This is a genomic window from Collinsella aerofaciens, assembly GCF_020709435.1.
GTDB classification, from domain to species: Bacteria; Actinomycetota; Coriobacteriia; order Coriobacteriales; family Coriobacteriaceae; genus Collinsella; species Collinsella aerofaciens_AU.
Map to the genome: position 1 here is coordinate 21,101 of NZ_JAJFDP010000001.1, position 17,804 is coordinate 38,904.

At 61.5% G+C, this 17,804-nt stretch carries 13 protein-coding genes; 10 read left to right on the plus strand and 3 right to left on the minus strand.

All coding sequences use genetic code 11. The annotated features are described in order from the left end of the window. Nucleotides 1-70: 70 nt before the first annotated feature. Complete coding sequence (gene asnS, locus LK493_RS00120) at nt 71-1,474, minus strand: asparagine--tRNA ligase (protein WP_227789734.1); 1,404 nt, start codon at nt 1,472-1,474, stop codon at nt 71-73. A 181-nt stretch (nt 1,475-1,655) separates the two neighbouring features. Next, nucleotides 1,656-2,219, minus strand: a complete 564-nt coding sequence (locus LK493_RS00125) for a PTS sugar transporter subunit IIA (RefSeq protein WP_040359007.1) — start codon at nt 2,217-2,219, stop codon at nt 1,656-1,658. A 243-nt stretch (nt 2,220-2,462) separates the two neighbouring features. On the opposite strand from LK493_RS00125, the gene LK493_RS00130 reads away from it, so the two are divergent. The 5 genes from LK493_RS00130 to LK493_RS00150 all read left to right on the plus strand — a co-directional run bounded on the left by LK493_RS00130 (nt 2,463) and on the right by LK493_RS00150 (nt 9,505). Beyond that, nucleotides 2,463-3,365, plus strand: a complete 903-nt coding sequence (locus tag LK493_RS00130) for an alpha/beta hydrolase (RefSeq protein ID WP_227789735.1) — start codon at nt 2,463-2,465, stop codon at nt 3,363-3,365. Nucleotides 3,366-3,729: 364 nt separating this feature from the next. Beyond that, the gene (gene feoB / locus LK493_RS00135) at nt 3,730-6,090 is read left to right on the plus strand and encodes a ferrous iron transport protein B (RefSeq protein ID WP_227789736.1); all 2,361 of its coding nucleotides are present in this window, start codon (nt 3,730-3,732) and stop codon (nt 6,088-6,090) included. 121 nt (nt 6,091-6,211) lie between these two features. Further along, nucleotides 6,212-7,408, plus strand: a complete 1,197-nt coding sequence (locus tag LK493_RS00140) for an MFS transporter (protein ID WP_227789737.1) — start codon at nt 6,212-6,214, stop codon at nt 7,406-7,408. A gap of 153 nt (nt 7,409-7,561) precedes the next feature. After that, entirely contained in the window at nt 7,562-8,938 is a 1,377-nt protein-coding gene (locus LK493_RS00145; protein WP_161144888.1) for an alpha-amylase family glycosyl hydrolase, read from the plus strand. Nucleotides 8,939-8,941: 3 nt separating this feature from the next. Then, on the plus strand, nt 8,942-9,505 hold the full coding sequence (locus tag LK493_RS00150; RefSeq protein WP_195232351.1) for a uracil-DNA glycosylase family protein: 564 nt from the start codon (nt 8,942-8,944) through the stop codon (nt 9,503-9,505). Nucleotide 9,506: 1 nt separating this feature from the next. On the opposite strand, the gene LK493_RS00155 is transcribed toward LK493_RS00150, so the two are convergent. Beyond that, nucleotides 9,507-10,169, minus strand: a complete 663-nt coding sequence (locus tag LK493_RS00155) for a hypothetical protein (protein ID WP_195232349.1) — start codon at nt 10,167-10,169, stop codon at nt 9,507-9,509. Nucleotides 10,170-10,262: 93 nt separating this feature from the next. Between LK493_RS00155 and LK493_RS00160 the strand changes: the two genes are divergently transcribed. The 5 genes from LK493_RS00160 (at nt 10,263) to rpoB (ending at nt 17,800) form a co-directional block, all read left to right on the plus strand. After that, the gene (locus LK493_RS00160; protein ID WP_227789738.1) at nt 10,263-11,399 is read left to right on the plus strand and encodes a pyridoxal phosphate-dependent aminotransferase; all 1,137 of its coding nucleotides are present in this window, start codon (nt 10,263-10,265) and stop codon (nt 11,397-11,399) included. A 397-nt stretch (nt 11,400-11,796) separates the two neighbouring features. Continuing rightward, on the plus strand, nt 11,797-12,318 hold the full coding sequence (gene rplJ, locus LK493_RS00165) for a 50S ribosomal protein L10 (RefSeq protein WP_055250258.1): 522 nt from the start codon (nt 11,797-11,799) through the stop codon (nt 12,316-12,318). Between the two features lie 102 nt (nt 12,319-12,420). Beyond that, nucleotides 12,421-12,798: a 50S ribosomal protein L7/L12 gene (gene rplL / locus LK493_RS00170; protein ID WP_006235005.1), complete on the plus strand. Its 378-nt coding sequence runs from the start codon at nt 12,421-12,423 to the stop codon at nt 12,796-12,798. Between the two features lie 314 nt (nt 12,799-13,112). After that, on the plus strand, nt 13,113-14,021 hold the full coding sequence (locus tag LK493_RS00175) for a UTP--glucose-1-phosphate uridylyltransferase (RefSeq protein WP_117775861.1): 909 nt from the start codon (nt 13,113-13,115) through the stop codon (nt 14,019-14,021). Between the two features lie 287 nt (nt 14,022-14,308). Next, the gene (rpoB, locus tag LK493_RS00180) at nt 14,309-17,800 is read left to right on the plus strand and encodes a DNA-directed RNA polymerase subunit beta (RefSeq protein ID WP_227789739.1); all 3,492 of its coding nucleotides are present in this window, start codon (nt 14,309-14,311) and stop codon (nt 17,798-17,800) included. The last annotated feature ends 4 nt before the right edge of the window (nt 17,801-17,804 follow it).

Sequence of the window (17,804 nt, forward strand, 5' to 3'; positions counted from 1 at the left end):
CTCGACCGATGTCGAGAGACGCTTATGCGATGAGCGTTGGCGTGTGGCGACGCGAGCTAGCGTCCGACGATTAGAAGTCGGCGTTGCCCACGGTGCGCGGGTGCGGCAGGACGTCGCGGATGTTGCCCACGCCGGTCAGATACATGACCAAGCGCTCGAAGCCCAGACCGTAGCCGGCGTGCTTGCAGGAACCGTAGCGGCGCAGGTCAAGGTAGTACTTGTACTGCTCGGGATTCATGCCCAGGTCCTTGATGCGGGCCTCGAGCAGGTCCAGGCGCTCCTCGCGCTGGGAGCCACCGATAATCTCGCCGATGCCCGGCACCAGGCAGTCGGCGGCGGCGACGGTCTTGCCGTCGTCGTTCATGCGCATGTAGAAGGCCTTGATCTCTGCCGGGTAGTCGGTTACGAAGGTCGGGCGCTTAAAGTGCTCCTCGGTCAGGAAGCGCTCGTGCTCGGTCTGCAGGTCGATGCCCCAGCTGACGGGGTAATCAAACTGGTGGCCAGCAGCGACTGCCTGCTCCAGGATCTCGACGGCCTCGGTGTAGGTAACGCGGGCAAAGTCGGAGTTGGCGACATGGTCCAGGCGCTCGAGCAGACCCTTGTCCACAAACTTGTTGAGCATATTGAGCTCGTCGGGGCAGGTTGCCATGACGTCCTTAAGGACGTACTTGAGCATGGCCTCGGCGTTATCCATGTAGTCGTTAAGGTCGGCAAAGGCCATCTCGGGCTCGATCATCCAAAACTCGGCGGCGTGGCGCGTGGTGTTGGAGTTTTCGGCACGGAAGGTGGGACCAAAGGTGTACACGTCGCCAAAGGCCATGGCAAAGTTCTCGGCATTGAGCTGGCCGGACACGGTGAGGCTTGCATGCTTGCCAAAGAAGTCCTGGCTCCAGTCGACCTCGCCGGACTCGGTGAGGGGCGGATTTTTGGGGTCGAGCGTGGTCACGCGGAACATCTCGCCGGCGCCCTCGCAGTCACTCGTGGTGATGATGGGGGTGTTGACGTAGACAAAGCCCTGCTCCTGGAAGAAGCGGTGGATGGCGGCAGCCGCGACAGAGCGGATGCGGAACACGGCGCGGAACAGGTTGGTGCGCGGGCGCAGGTGCTGCTGGGTGCGCAGGAACTCGACGGTTGCGCGCTTCTTCTGCAGCGGGTAATCCGGGGCGCTGACGCCCTCGACCTCGATGGAGGTGGCAGAAAGCTCGAAAGGCTGGGGCGCATCGGGGGTCAGCTTGACGGTGCCGGTGCAAATGAGTGCGGCCGAGACGTTTTGATGGGCGATCTCGTCGTAGTTGTCGAGTGCCTCGCGGTTCATGACGACCTGCAGGTCGCGGAAGCAGCTGCCGTCGTTGAGCGTAACGAAGCCAAAGTTCTTCATGTCGCGGACGGACTTGACCCAGCCGGCGACGGTGACGGTCTGGCCGCCGAGCGACTCGGCATCGGCATAGAGCTGCGCGATTTTGGTGCGGTTCACGTATCCTCCCATAACGGTTGAATGATAGTTATCCATACAGTTCGATATTCTAGCAGCTCGGCTCATTTGGGCTATACAGATAAGGCATTGGCGGGATGGTTTTTCAAACGAAAAGCGCCCGCGGCCAAATGGTCGTGGGCGCTTGACGAGGTGCCTTTTGGCTGTGTGGCGCGGGGCCTGGCTACTTGGTCTTGGCAACCAGCAGCGGGTCGCCAAGCTTGACGAGCGGGTTGCCGCCGATAAGCGTTCCAGACTCGCCGACATGGTCGATGCTCTTAAGACGATCGAGCTCGGAGACGATGACGGTCACGATGTCCTCGTGACCAGCGGCCTTAATGGCCTCGCGGTCGAAGCTGATGAGCGGCTGGCCTGCCTTGACCACATCGCCCATCTCGACAAAGCGGGCAAAACCCTTGCCGTTCATTTCCACGGTGCCCAGGCCAACATGGATGAACACGCGCAGGCCGTCCTCGGTAATCATGCCGATGGAGTGGTTGGTGACAGTGGTGGCACCGATGCGGCCGTTGGCGGGCGCATAGATGGTGCCGGTAATGGGCTCGATGCCATAGCCCTGGCCAAGCATGCCCGAGGCGATCGTCTCGTCGGGAACCTCGTTCAGGTTGACGAGCACGCCGTTGACGGGGGCATAGATGACGCCTTCGCGGGTAGCGAAGCTTGCTGCGGGCGGAACGGACGCCTCGCCGGTCGAGGTGAAGGTGGACTTAAGCGAATCGAGCAGACCCATAGTTGCCTCCAACTTAAATAGGCGCATATCGCGCGTTTGGTTTGCCGGAAACGTTTCATATGTGTTTCGCGGCTTGGTCAACGCCCCTATTCTACGCTGCTCAAAGATACCTCTGAACTGGGATTATGTGATATATCAGTTGAAGGGAAACTTATTGCCGGAGTGTTTCTGCGCCACGGGTTCAAGTGGGGTACGCTTGAAGGCAAAAAACAAGGGCGCTTAATTTGCGCGAAGGGAGCACATATGATTGTCGAGAACCATGCGCTGTGGGGCGAGGAGCCGACCGAGGAATATCCGGCGACCTTTACGTATTTGGGTGCCGAGCCGTTGCCCGATAAACCGAATGGCCGCCGCCCCGCGGTGATCATCTGCGGCGGAGGCGGGTTTACGCATATCGCTCCGCACGAGCAGGACCCGGTGGCGTTTGCATTTTTGGATCGCGGCTACCAGGCCTTTGTGCTCAACTATGTCACGAGTTCTACGGGTGACGTGAGCTTTCCGCACCCCCAGGCAGATCTTGCCAAGATGGTCGCCACGGTGCGCGCCAACGCCGACGAGTGGCATGTCGATCCTAAGCGCGTGTGCGTCGTGGGATTCTCGGCGGGCGGCATGATCTGTGCCTCGCTGGCAACGCAGTGGAAGACCGGTCCCTTCGCGGCACTTGCCGGGGCGCGCGCGGACGACATTCGTCCCGATGCCGTGGTGCTGGGTTATCCATTGCTCGACTTTGCCTATGTGCGCGACATGCAGACGCGCGATCCGCGCATTGACTTGCGTGTGCCCAAGACGGGCGGCAAGACGGGGCGCGATTTGCTCAACGACTACCTGTCGATGGTGACGGGCGGCGAGGCAACTGACGAGCATCTGGCCGACATCTGCCCCACCACGCATGTTTCGCGTCAGATGCCACCGACCTTTGTGTGGGGCGTGTCCGACGACAAGACGGCGCCGATCGCGCAGGTCTATCCGTTTGCGCAGCGCATGGCCGAGGAGGGCGTTGCATGCGAGATGCACGTCTTCGACCAGGGTGGTCACGGCCTTTCGCTCGGCAACGCCAACACCGCGGTCGACAACGAGGACAAGCAGGTGGCGGTCCGTCCCTGGATTCGCCTAGCCTTCCGCTTCCTGGAGCGCCACGGGTTTTAGTTACGGCGTTTTACCAAACGCCGTAACCACTTGACGCTGCAAGCCCGCCAGGGCGGCAATCTGCCTTTCAACTTCGGCGGCATGACCAGAAGGTCAATGCCGCCTCGTTTCAGGGCACCTTGCTCGCCCTGGCGGGCTTTCGCTGTTCGCGCCAAAACATCGGCGTTGCCATGGCCCAGATGCGGCACTTGGGGACGTTCCTTTTGTGCCGGCACTTGGGGACGGTCCTTGCAGCAATCTGTCGATTGAACGTCGTTGTGTGTTCGCGCTATCATGCATGGTTACAATTGGTTAGCCGTGGCAAACGGTTAGCCAAGGTAAACTAAATGCAACGCCCTGTGGGCGTCGGGGGAGGAACACGGACGTGAAGCTCGATACGCTCGAGATCGGAAAAGACGCCGTTGTCGCATCGGTGGCATCGGACGATCAGGCACTCCGACAGCATATTTTGGACATGGGCCTAACGCCGGGCACCGAAGTCACCATGATGAAGTACGCCCCCATGGGCGATCCGCTCGAGATCCGCCTGCGTGGCTACGAGTTGACGCTGCGCAAGGACGATGCCGCTCGCATCGAGCTCGTGGGTGTTCACGACACCGATGCGGGTCCGCGCGCTAACGCCGCAATCGGCACGACGGAGCATCCGGCCCTGGGCGAGGGGACGTATTCGCCCCGCGCCGCGAAGACGGCCGTGCCTGAGGGCGCGCCGCTGCATTTTGCCCTCGCCGGCAACCAAAACTGCGGTAAGACCACGCTGTTCAACCAGCTTACGGGCTCCAACCAGCACGTCGGCAACTTTCCCGGCGTAACGGTCGACCGCAAAGACGGTACCATTCGTAACCACCCCGAGGCGAGCGTTACCGACCTGCCCGGCATTTACTCTCTGTCGCCGTACACGGGTGAGGAGATCGTGAGCCGCCAGTTTATCCTGGATGAGCATCCCGACGCCATCATCGATATCATTGACGCCACCAACATCGAGCGCAACCTGTACCTGACACTGCAGCTCATGGAGCTTGACCGTCCTATGGTCATCGCGCTCAACATGATGGACGAGGTGACCGCCAACGGCGGCGCCGTAGACGTCAACTTGCTCGAGAGCCTGTTGGGCGTGCCCGTTGTCCCCATTAGCGCTGCCCGCAACGAGGGCATCGGCGAGCTGGTGGACCACGCCCTGCACGTGGCACGGTTCCGCGAGCGCCCCGGTCGCCTGGACTTTTGCGCGCCCGACGGTCCGGACGGCGGTGCACTGCATCGCTGCATTCACGGCATTGCTAACCTGATCGAGGACCATGCCGTGACGGCGCACATCCCGGTGCGCTTTGCGGCGACCAAGCTGGTCGAGGGCGATGAGCTGGTAACCGAGGCGCTTCACCTGGATCGCAACGAGCTCGACGCTATCGAGCACATCATCACCCAGATGGAGGGCGAGGCCGGCACTGACCGCCTGTCTGCGCTGGCGGACATGCGCTTTAGCTTTATCGGCGATGTGTGCGGGCGCTGCGTCGTCAAGCCGCACGAAAGTCGCGAACACGTGCGCTCTGTCAAAATCGACCGCATTCTGACGGGTCGCTATACGGCCATTCCGGCGTTTCTGTTGATCATGGGCCTCGTCTTTTGGCTGACGTTTGGCGTGATCGGCGCGGCGTTGCAGGGACTCATGGAGGACGGTATCGCTGCCATCATCGCCTCGGCCGATGCGGGCCTCAAGGCGTTCGGTACCAACGACGTGGTGCGCTCGCTGGCTGTCGACGGCGTGCTTACGGGCGTGGGCAGTGTGCTGACCTTCCTGCCGATTATCGTCGTGCTCTTTTTGTTCCTCTCCATTCTGGAAGACTCCGGATACATGGCGCGCGTGGCCTTTGTCATGGATAAGGTGTTGCGTCGCTTTGGTCTGTCGGGCCGCAGCTTCGTGCCCATGCTCGTCGGCTTTGGCTGCACCGTGCCGGCTATCATGTCGACCCGTACGCTCCCATCCGAGCACGACCGCAAGATGACGGTCATGCTCACGCCGTTTATGAGCTGCTCAGCCAAGCTGCCGGTTTACGGCTTGCTGTGCGGGGCGTTTTTCCCGCAGGCGACGGTTCCCGCCATGGTCTCGCTCTATCTGATCGGTATCGTGGTCGGCTGCGTCGCGGCTTTGGTGCTCAACCGCACGGCATTTAAGGGCGACCCGGTGCCGTTTATCATGGAGCTCCCCAATTACCGCCTGCCGAGCGTCAAGACGACGGTGATGCTGGCATGGGATAAGGCCAAGGACTTCATCACCAAGGCCTTTACCATTATCTTTGCCGCGACCGTGGTCATCTGGTTCCTTCAGACGTTCGACATCCGCTTTAACGTGGTCGCCGACCAGTCGCAAAGCCTGCTTGCCGGTCTGGGTAGCATCATCGCGCCGGTGTTGGCCCCGCTCGGCTTTGGCGACTGGCGCGCCTCGACGGCGCTCGTCACGGGGCTCATTGCCAAGGAGAGCGTCATCTCGACGCTCACGGTGCTTTTGGGCGCAACGTCGCCCGCGGCACTGTCAGCCATGTTTTCGCCGTTTACCGCCTACGTGTTCCTGGTCTTTACGCTGCTGTACCCGCCTTGCGTGGCGTCCATCGGCGCCGTCAAGAGCGAGTTGGGCGCACGCTATGCCGTGGCCGTATTCGCGTTTCAGGTGACGGTCGCCTGGGTCGTGGCGTTTGTCGTGCATTCGGCGGGCATGTTGCTGGGGTTGGCTTAGTTATGAATTGACGGCGCAACCTCTGTGTATCGAATTGTTTTCGGCCCCGCATCTGTTGCTGACGGATGCGGGGCCGTTGCTATATAATCGCCTCCGCTCAAAATGATTGGAGACGTTATATATGAGTCAGGCAAGGCAAGACGGCATCACGCTCAGGCAGTGGCTCCCGCTCGTCGGGCTCACCTGCTGTGCGTTCGTGTTCAACACGTCGGAGTTTATGCCCATCGGCCTTTTGACTGATATCGCCGCGTCGTTCTCGCTCACCGAGGCCCAGGCGGGCATCATGATCTCGGTCTATGCCTGGGGCGTCATGCTGCTGTCGTTGCCGCTCATGGTGTTCGCTTCGCGTTTCGAGTTCAAGCGGATGCTGCTGGGCGTGCTCGCCGTGTTCTCGCTGGGCCAGTTCCTGTCCGCCTTGGCACCGACCTATCCCATCTTAGTCTGCGCGCGCCTGGTGGTTGCCTGCGCGCACGCCGTGTTCTGGTCGGTCGCCTCGATCATGGCGTCGCGCCTGGTTGACACACGCCACGGGGCGCTCGCTATCAGCATGATCGCCACGGGCTCTTCCATCGCACAGATCTTTGGCCTGCCGCTCGGTCGCGCCATTGGCTTGGCCGTGGGCTGGCGCATGACGTTTGCCGTGGTCGGAGCGCTGTCTGCTGTCGCGGTCGTCTACCAGGCCACGGTGTTCCCTGCCATGCCAGCGGGCGAGCGTTTTACGCTCAAGCAGCTGCCCGAGCTGCTCAAGAACCCGTTCCTCATCGCGTTCTACGCAGTCACGGTCTTCATGGCGACCGGCTATTACGCAAGCTACAGCTATATCGAGCCCTTCCTGGCGCAGGTCGCGCACGTCGATGCGGGCGCCATTACCATGACGTTGACGGCGTTTGGCTGCTCTGGTTTGCTCGGAAGCTGGCTGTTTGGCCGCCTGTTCGATGGGCATCGCTTCCCGTTCTTGGCTATCACGCTCTCCGGCGTGCCGGTGGCTCTGCTGCTCATGGGTCCGGCCGCATCGTCACTCGCTGCGGTTCTCGCTGTGTGCGCACTGTGGGGTTGCTGCGCCACGGCCTTTAACGTGGCGTTTCAGGCCGAGCTCATCAAGCACACGCCGGCAGATTCGTCGGCCGTCGCCATGTCGATCTTCTCGGGCCTGTTCAACCTCGGTATCGGCACGGGTACCGCGATCGGCGGAGCCGTGGTTTCGGGTCCCGGTATCGCCTGGATCGGCTTTGTGGGCGGGGCGATTGCCGTCGTGGGCGTTATCCTCGCCATCACGGTGATGTTCCCAGCCATCCGCCGCGCCAAGCCCGTCGCCTAGCCACGTCCCCTCATCAGTTGCGGTGGAATAGTTCCTGTTTAAGGCCTTTGAAGGCCCAAGCAGGAACTATTCCACCGCAACTTATTTTGGGGGAGGGGATACAAGCTGGGCATACAATGGATGTCGTTGTGTTGAGCTTACCGGGAGGTTGCTATGTGGGCATACGAGACGACGTTCTATCAGATCTATCCGCTGGGCTTTTGCGGAGCTCCGCGCGAAAACGCCGCCCCCGTTGCCGAGGATGAGCTCGCCCAGGCCGCCGATGTCGAACCCAACCCCGATGCTCCTATCATGAAGATTGCCCAATGGGCCGACTGCCTGCAAAAACTCGGCGTTGGCGCTGTGCTCATCAACCCGCCGCTCGAGTCCGATAGTCACGGCTACGACACGCGCAGCCTGCGCCATATAGACCGTCGCCTGGGCGGGGATGCCGACTTTGCCGCCGTATGCGACACGCTGCACGCCCATGGCATCCGCGTGGTGCTCGATGCCGTCTTCAACCACGTCGGTCGCGGCTTTTGGGCCTTCCGCGATGTGCAGGAGCGCAAGTGGGATTCGCCGTACAAGGATTGGTTTCACATCAGTTTTGACGGCGACTCCTGCTATGGCGACGGCTTTTGGTACGAGGGCTGGGAGGGTCATTTTGAGCTTGTGAAGCTCAACCTGCAAAATCCCGCTGTGGTCGATTACCTGCTCGAGTCTGTGCGCCGTTGGGCCGACGTCTTTGGCGTCGACGGCCTGCGCCTGGACGTCGCCTACATGCTCGACCGCGACTTTATGCGCCGCCTACACTCCTTTACCCGTGAGCTCAAGCCCGGCTTTGTGCTCATCGGCGAGACGCTCCACGGCGACTACAATCAGATCGTCAACGACGAGATGCTCGACTCGTGCACTAATTACGAGTGCTACAAGGGCCTGTATTCCAGCTTTAACTCGGTCAACATGTTCGAGATCGCCCATTCGCTGCACCGTCAGTTTGGCGGCGACCCTTGGTGCATCTACCGCGGCAAACATCTGCTTTCGTTTGTCGACAACCACGATGTGCCGCGCCTGGCAAGTATCCTCACCGACAAATCCTGCCTGCGTCCCGCCTACGGCATGCTCTTTGGTATGCCGGGCATTCCGTGCGTCTACTATGGCAGCGAGTGGGGGATTCCTGGCGAAAAGGGCGGCCCCGATGGTGACTGGGCTCTGCGACCTGCGCTCGATGAGCCTGCGCCCAACGAGCTGACGGCGTTCATCACGCAGCTCGCACACCTTCGTTCGGCCGACGACGCGGCTGCCCGTGCTCTCAACTACGGTGCCTATCGCAACGTGGTGATCCAGAACAAGCAGCTGCTGTTCGAGCGCGCCTGCGACGACGCGGCGGTGCTCGTGGCGGTGAATGCCGTGGGTGAGCCTTACACCTTTGGCGCCGGCGAACTCAACGGCTCCTTCGTCGACCTGCTTGCCGACGATGCGCCCACGGTCGAGCTGACGGGTACCCTTGAGCTTGCACCCTACGAGGTGCGCTATCTGTTGAGAGCCTAGCCCATGGCCGTGTCTGACGAGGGCTATCAACATATTGAGCATGGGTTTGAGCCCGTGTTTGACGAGCACTCGCGCGTTTTGGTGCTCGGGTCGTTTCCCTCGGTGCTTTCGCGCGCCAATGCCTTTTATTACGGCAACCCTCAGAATCGCTTTTGGCGTGTGATGGCCACGTGCCTCGGTATGCCTGTGCCGCCCAACGAGGGCGATCCTTTGGCAAGCGGTGAGCCCGCGACGCTCGATGCCTCCATTGCCGCCAAGCGGGCCATGCTGCTGAACGGCGGCGTGGCCCTGTGGGATGTGGTCGAGAGCTGCGACATTAAGGGCTCGAGCGACGCCAGCATCAAAAACGTCGTTCCGGCACATATTGAGCGCATTACGGGCAATGCGCCTATTGAGCTGGTGGTGTGTAACGGAGGTACGGCGGGGCGCCTCTATAAGCGCTATCTAAAGGAGCGGACAGGCCTGCCCGCTGTCGTATTGCCGTCAACTAGTCCCGCTAACGCGGCTTGGCGTCTGGAACGTCTTGTTGAGCGTTGGCGCGAAGCCGTTGACTGGATCGCACGGTAGTCTAGATCCTTGATTGAGCATGGGTGCCGAGGCGTTTCATGATGGCATGCCAGATCGGTGTGGGCAGCGCGGGCCTGGCGCGCACCATGCCGTCGGCATCGACGCTACCGGCATTGCCGCCGCCAAGTCGCTGTGCATGCTCGACGGAGCAGCCCATGCGCACAGCGCCCACAAGCTTATCCATCGCTTCCGAAAATGGTCGGCGCAAGAGGCCCATGCGTGGGGAATGGCGAAGCGCCGCAATGCCGCTGCCAGCGCAAATGGCAACGCCGCCACACCACAATTGGTCATGGCGCTCACATGCCTTGTGCAGGCGAACGGCGGCCCCACGCGCCTGCTCAGCGCCCTGTCGTGCGGCTCGGATCACGGCATAGACACGCGTTCCCGTACTGCCAAAGCGCTCAAGCGCCTGCTCGATAGCAGTCAACGTCTCATCGTCAGCCATATCTTCAATGGCCAGCACGATGCCATCGGCAACGCCGTCGGCATTATCCGCCTTCAAGTCAACCGGGTGGGGGAGTACGGTGCCGGAAAACCGGGCATAGGCGGCGATGGCATCCTGCAGGTCCCAGAGCAAAAAATCAAGATCGGCGCTATTGGGAATACTGATATACGCAATGGTTTGCAGTGTCTTTGGTACGTCGCCACGCGCGGTCGTCTCCATGCCATCTCCTTTCCGGCTCGTTTCCGTTTAGGTTACACCGTCTGGCGGCGCCCTGCCGCGCTATCCTAGTGCAACCCTTACGAAAGGAACGCCATGCGACTGCCCATGAATACCTCGCTTGCCACGCTCAAGCCCTCCGGTATCCGCCGGATCAACGCGCTCGCCGCCCAGCACCCGGGGTGCATCGCGCTTGCGCTTGGCGAGCCCGATTTTCCCACGCCCGATGTGATTAGCGCCGAGGTGACCGCCGCACTGGACCGCGGTGACACGCACTATCCGCCCAACAACGGTCGCCCCGCCCTGCGTGAGGCGTTATCTGCCTACATGGGGGATGCGGGCCTTACGTTTTCGGCGGACGAGGTCATCCTGACCGACGGCGCGACCGAGGCACTGTCGGCAACATTCATGGCTATGCTCAACCCCGGCGACGAGGTCATCATCCCCACACCGGCCTTTGGCCTGTACGAGAGCATCGTCGTGGCCAACCACGCCAAAGCTGTCTTTTTGGATACGGAGCCTGCACAATTTCAGATTGACGAGGACGCACTTCGTGCTTGCGTGACGCCGGCGACCAAAGCCATCGTCATCTGCTCGCCCAACAATCCTACGGGCTGCATCCTTGACGCGGCATCGCTCGACGCCGTGGCACGCGTGGCAGACCAGGCGGGCATCTACGTAATCTGCGACGACGTATACAACCGCCTGGTTTATGTGGATGGCTACGAGCGCTTTGCCCAGCGTCACCCGGAGCTGCGTGAGCAGACGGTAGTCATCGAGAGCTTCTCCAAGCCCTGGGCCATGACCGGCTGGCGCTTGGGCTGGCTCGCAGCGGCAACCCCCGTCATCGCCGAGATCGCAAAAGCCCACCAATACCTAGTATCGAGCGCCGTCTCCTTCGAGATGGATGCCGCAACGCGAGCCCTGACCGTCGACCCAACCCCCATGCTCGAAGTCTATCGAGCCCGCCGCGAACGCGTACTCGCAGCCTTAGACGCCATGGGCCTCGACGTAGTAGAGCCCGCAGGAGCCTTCTACACTTTCCCGAGCATCAAAAAGTTCGGCCTAACCAGCGAGGGCTTCTGCATCAAAGCCATCAAAGAGGCCAACGTAGCCCTAGTCCCGGGCGACTGTTTCGGAACCGAAGGCCACATCCGCCTAAGCTATTGTGTTTCCGACCAAGATTTGGACGAAGGCCTAAATCGCCTGTCCACCTTCATTTCAACCTTATAGCCCAACGGGACGCAACACATCAGCCCACCGACCCAAGCATTATGAGTGGGGCGCGTCGCTCAACGGACACGAGGATTCGCAGCAAAGTTACCGCAGCTCCGGCCCCTCGGACCGGAGCGTATGCAGGGTTTGTGTACGAATCCTCGCGCCCGTTGACCGACGCCGGGGTCCCCGCCATAATACTTTCGGTTCACGCACGAATCCGCTGCCAGAGACAGCCGGCGCAAACGGGTCTTACCCGCGAGCTTAATGGGACTTCCCGCCAGCCGAGGTGGTCGAGTAGATATGTCTTCTCGCCCCCGTCGCTCATGCAGCGCGGGGGCTTTCTTTTTGGACATGCCCCCGTCACGTCCTTGTGGCGGACCGTGCCCGGAAAGAATTCGAGGAGGTGTAATTCATGCCCCAGCAGTACAAAATCGACAAGGTTGCAGAGATCGAGTCCCGTATCGCCGAGAACGCCGGTCTGTTCGTCGTCAACTACAACGGTCTGACGGTTAAGCAGGCTCAGGAGCTGCGTCATCAGCTTCGCGAGTGCGGCGCCGAGATGAAGGTCTACAAGAACAACCTGGTCAAGATCGCCCTCAAGAACCAGGAGCAGCCCGAGATCGACGAGATTCTCGCCGGCCCCGTCGCTTATGTGTTCTACGAGACCGAGCCGGTCGAGGCCGCTAAGGCCCTTAAGGACTTCTCCGCTAAGTCCAAGGGCGTCCTTGAGATCAAGGGCGGTATCTCCGACGGCAAGGCCGTTTCCGCTGATGATGTTAAGGCTATCGCCGAGCTGCCCACCAAGGATCAGCTTCTCGGCCAGATCGCCGGTCTCATCTCCGGTTTCGCTCGCGACATCGCTGTCTGCGTCAACGGCGTTTCCTCTGGTCTCGCTCGTTCGATCCAGCAGGTCTCCGAGCAGAAGGCAGCCTAGTCGCTGTTTTCACCCGCGGCGGCAACGCCGCACCCCTGGCGCATTCGCGCCGTGTTTTAACTGATCTCCGTGCATCCGCACGGAAACCGAAAGGACTTAGAAATGGCTAAGCTTACCACCGATGAGATCATCGATGCTCTTAAGGAAATGACCCTTCTCGAGGCTTCCGAGCTCGTTAAGGCTATCGAGGACACCTTCGGCGTTTCCGCCGCTGCTCCTGCCGCTGTTGTCGCCGCTCCCGCTGCTGGCGCTGCTGAGGCCGAGGAGAAGACCGAGTTTGACGTCGTGCTCGAGGGCTTCGGCGACAACAAGATCCAGGTCATCAAGGCCGTCCGTGAGCTCACCAACCTTGGCCTGAAGGAGGCCAAGGAGGTCGTCGAGGGCGCTCCCAAGGCTGTTCTCGAGGGTGCCAAGAAGGAGGACGCCGAGGCTGCCAAGGAGAAGCTCGAGGCTGCTGGCGCTGCTGTCACCCTCAAGTAATCAGGCTTTCTCGCCAGATTTCTTTGCAGACGGGGTTCGCATTGCGAGCCCCGTCTTTTTTGTTTTTCGGTCCCTCGACATCGGTTGCTCAAACTGCCATGTTCTGTGATTTGCGTCGTATCGCGTGCCCTGCCGTTGGGCAATAAAATTGCACCATTCGAGCAATAATTTGCGTTGACCTGCTGAAGAATTGTCTCTGCCTTGTAGCGACATATAGTTCCAGCGGTAAGATGCTTGGGTATCGCAATTTGGTCTGCGGCTGTGCGCCGCACGCACGGGGCGCTTTTGCGCCTGCGAAAGGATCTTTGAATAACATGAAGGCAATCATCCCCGCCGCCGGTCTTGGCACGCGTTTTCTGCCTGGCACCAAGTGCACGCCCAAAGAGATGCTGCCGGTGCTCGACAAGCCGGTCATTCAGTATGTCGTTGAGGAGGCACTCGACCCCGAGGAGGTCGACGACGCCATCATCGTTACCTCTCCCGGTAAGCCCGAGCTGCTGAGCTACTTCCAGCCCGACCGTTCGCTCGAGAACCTGCTGCGCGAGCGCGGTAAGGATGCTTACGCCGATGCCGTCGCCCACGCTGGCGGTATGCCGGTCGATTTCCGCTATCAGTACGAGCCCAAGGGCCTCGGTCACGCCATTCGCTCTGCCGCCGATGCTGTGGCAGGGGAGAACTTCCTGGTTCTTCTGGGCGACTACGTTGTGCCCAACCGTGACATCTGCGACAAGATGCTTGCTGTCTCCAAGGAGCACGGTGGCGCTTCGGTTATCGCCGTCGCTGCTTGCTCGCCCGAGGAAGTCAGCCGCTACGGCGTTATCGCCGGCGAGCGCGTCGGTTCGCTCGAGGGCGCCGAGGGCGTTGCCGATGCCGAGCCGGGCGCTGTCTGGCGCATCGGCGGTCTGGTCGAGAAGCCTGCTCCCGAGGCGGCTCCTTCCAACCTGTACATCGTCGGTCGCTACCTGCTGAGCCCGCTGGTCATGGACCTGCTCGCCGATCAGCAGGCCGGCAAGGGCGGCGAGATTCAGCTCACCGACGCCATGGCCCGCTCGCTCGACCGCGAGGCCATGTACGCTGTCGTTATCGACCCGCTGTCGGGCTACGACACCGGCACCCCGTCTGGCTGGATGGCCACCAACGCCCTCATGGCTGCAAGCGACCCTCGCTTTGCCGGCGCCTTCTGGGACGCCATCGACGAGCGCGGCGGCTTGATGCGCAAGTAGGCCTTCGTTCATCGACATTTACGGGTGCGGACCTCGGTTCGCGCCCGTTTTTTATAAGAGTTGCGATTGTCGGCTCTCTGTTCACAGAAAATATATGAACAGGTGTTCGATACATACCTATTTACCTGCACATTTTCTGTCGAAAAACTTTGCTACTCCAAAAACTCAATCGCGTCAAGGCTTTTCTTGCCCAACGGTCGGTACCTGATAAACTATTAGGTTGCGATAACTGGCGAAGCTATGCCTCGCCAACCCACCGAGCATTTCCGTGAAGGAGGAAAAACCTGGTGACCTACGCATACACTGCCACTGAGCGCAAGCGCGTCAGCTTCGGGAAAATCCCGGAGGCCATGGAGCTCCCCAACCTTATCTCTGTTCAAAGGGAATCCTTTGAGCGTTTTAAGGACGAGGGCCTTCGTGAGGCGTTCAAGGAATCCAGCCCCATCCAGAGCCAGAACCATGTTCTCGAGGTTACCTTCGGCGAGCATCAGTTCGGCGACCCCGCGCACACCGTTGAGGAGTGCCGCGAGAAGGATATGACCTATCAGGCTCCGCTTCTGACCGACGTCCGTCTCACCAACAAGGAGACCGGCGAGATCAAGGAGCAGCTCGTCTTTATGGGTGACTTCCCCATGATGACTGATCAGGGCACCTTCATCATCAACGGTACCGAGCGTATCGTCGTCTCTCAGCTCGTCCGCTCCCCGGGCGTGTACTACAGCTCCGAGATGGATTCGGGCAAGCAGATCTACAAGGCCCAGATCATCCCGTCCCGCGGTGCCTGGCTTGAGTTTGAGGTCGACAAGCGCGACCAGCTCATGGTCTCCATCGACCGTAAGCGCAAGCAGAGCGCCACGATGTTCCTGCGCGCCCTTGGCATCGCCGTCACCAACGACGACATCATCGAGCTGCTCGGCAACTCCGATGTGATCAGGCGCACCCTGGAGCGCGACACCGCCCTCACCCGCGAGGACGCCCTCATCGAGATCTACCGTCGCCTGCGCCCGGGCGAGCCCCCCACCGTGGACGCTTCCCGCAGCCTGCTTGAGGGCCTGCTCTTCAACCCGCAGCGCTACGATCTGGCCCGCGTCGGTCGTTACAAGGTCAACAAGAAGCTCAACCTCACCACCGAGGAAGAGGTCACGGTGCTCACCGACGAGGATATCGTCGCGACGCTGCGCTACCTCCTGTCCCTCGCTGCCGGCGAGCAGGGCTTCAAGGTCGACGACATCGACCACTTCGGCAACCGCCGCATCCGTACCGTCGGCGAGCTCGTCGCCAACCAGTTCCGTATCGGCATGAGCCGTATGGAGCGCGTCGTCCGTGAGCGCATGAGCTCTCAGGACATCGACGAGATCACCCCGCAGTCGCTCATCAACATCCGCCCGATCGTGGCCTCCATCAAGGAGTTCTTCGGTTCCTCGCAGCTCTCGCAGTTCATGGACCAGGCGAACCCCCTGACCGGTCTGACCCACAAGCGCCGTCTGTCCGCACTCGGCCCTGGTGGTCTTGCCGGCCACAAGTCCGGCTCCAGCCGCCGCACCAACGTGCCGACGGCCGTCCGCGACGTTCACAACTCGCACTACAGCCGCATGTGCCCGATCGAGACCCCCGAAGGCCCCAACATCGGCCTGATCGGCTCGCTCGCCCTCTACGCCCGCGTCAACGAGTACGGCTTCATCGAGGCCCCGTTCCGTCGTGTCGAGAACGGCGTTGCCACCGATCAGATCGACTGGATGACCGCTGACGAGGAAGAGAAGCACGTCATCGCGCCGGCCAACACGCCGCTCGATCCCAAGACCAACGAGTTCATCACGACCGATGCCGAGGGTAAGATCGTCCGTCCGCACACCGTGATCGCCCGTACCCGCGACTTCGACGGCTCCTTCGGCGCTCCCGCCGACGTGCCCGTCGAGGACGTCGACTACATGGACGTCTCGCCGCGTCAGATGCTCTCCGTCGCAGCCACGCTGATCCCGTTCCTGGAGCACGACGACGCCAAGCGTACGCTGATGGGCGCTAACATGCAGCGTCAGGCCGTGCCGCTGGTTCACCCCGCCGCTCCCTATGTCGGTACCGGCATGGAGCGTCGCGCCGCTCTGGACTCCGGCGAGGTCACCCTGGCCAAGAACGCCGGCGAGGTCATCTTTGCCGACGCCGCCAAGATCATCGTCAAGCATGCCGGCGGCATGGACGAGTATCACCTGGCCAAGTACCAGCGCTCCAACCAGTCCACCTGCATCAACCACCGTCCGCTCGTGCGCGTCGGTGACACCGTTGAGCAGGGCGAGCCTCTGGCCGACGGTCCTTCGACCGATCACGGCGAGCTCGCACTGGGTCAGAACCTCACCGTGGCCTACATGCCGTGGGAAGGCTTTAACTACGAGGACGGTATCGTCGTGTCCGAGCGCCTGGTGGCCGAGGACCTGCTGACGACCATCAACATCACCCGTCACGAGATCGATGCCCGCGACACCAAGCTTGGCCCCGAGGAGATCACCCGCGAGATCCCGAACCTCTCCGAGGACATGCTTGCCAACCTCGACGAGGACGGCATCATCCGCATCGGCGCCGAGGTCGGCCCTGGCGACATTCTGGTCGGCAAGGTCACGCCTAAGGGCGAGAGCGCTCTGACCGCCGAGGAGCGCCTGCTGCGCGCCATCTTCGGTGCCAAGGCCCACGACGTCCGCGACACCTCCCTTAAGATGCCTCACGGCGCTTATGGCCGCGTCATCGACGTCGTCCGCTTTAGCCGCGAGAACGGCGACGACCTGGCTCCCGGCGTCAACGAGCAGGTGCGCGTCTACGTCGCCCAGCGTCGTAAGATTCAGCAGGGCGATAAGATCGCCGGCCGCCACGGCAACAAGGGTGTTATTTGTAACGTTCTGCCGGTCGAGGACATGCCCTACATGGCTGACGGTACCCCGATCGACGTTATCCTCAACCCGCTGGGCGTTCCTTCGCGTATGAACGTCGGCCAGCTGCTCGAGTGCCATCTTGGCTGGGCTGCTGCGTGCGGTTGGGATACCGAGCAGGCCGACTCCGACAAGTACGTCCCCGGTCCGTTCTTCACCGCGACGCCCGTCTTCGACGGCGCCAAGGAGGACGAGATCGCCGAGGTCATCCGTCGTGCTAACAAGAACATGCTCAACAAGGCCACCGCTGCCTTTGGCGATCACATGCGCCCCGAGTTCGTCACCCAGCTTGACGAGCGCGGCAAGACCCGTCTGTTCGACGGCCGCACCGGCGAGGAGTTCCGTGAGCCCATTACCGTGGGTACGTCCTACATCCTCAAGCTCGGCCACATGGTCGACGACAAGATCCACGCCCGTTCGACCGGCCCCTACAGCCTGGTTACCCAGCAGCCTCTGGGCGGCAAGGCTCAGTTCGGCGGCCAGCGCTTCGGCGAGATGGAAGTTTGGGCACTGTACGCTTACGGTGCTTCCAACGTCCTGCAGGAGATCCTGACCGTCAAGTCCGACGATACCGTGGGCCGCGTCAAGACCTACGAGTCCATCGTCAAGGGCGAGAACGTCCCGGTCCCGGGTATCCCCGAGTCCTTCAAGGTTCTCGTCAAGGAGATTCGCTCCCTCGCACTGGACATCGAGCCCATGCACGATGCCGACGAGGACGCCTCCGCCCCTGTGACCGCCGAGGAGACCTCCGCTCTCGACGACCTGGCTGCGCTCGCCGGCGTTGACGCCGACGTCGAGGCCCAGGATGCCGAGACCGCCGAGACACCCGAGGCTGTCGCCGCCACGACCACTGATAAGGAGTAGTTGA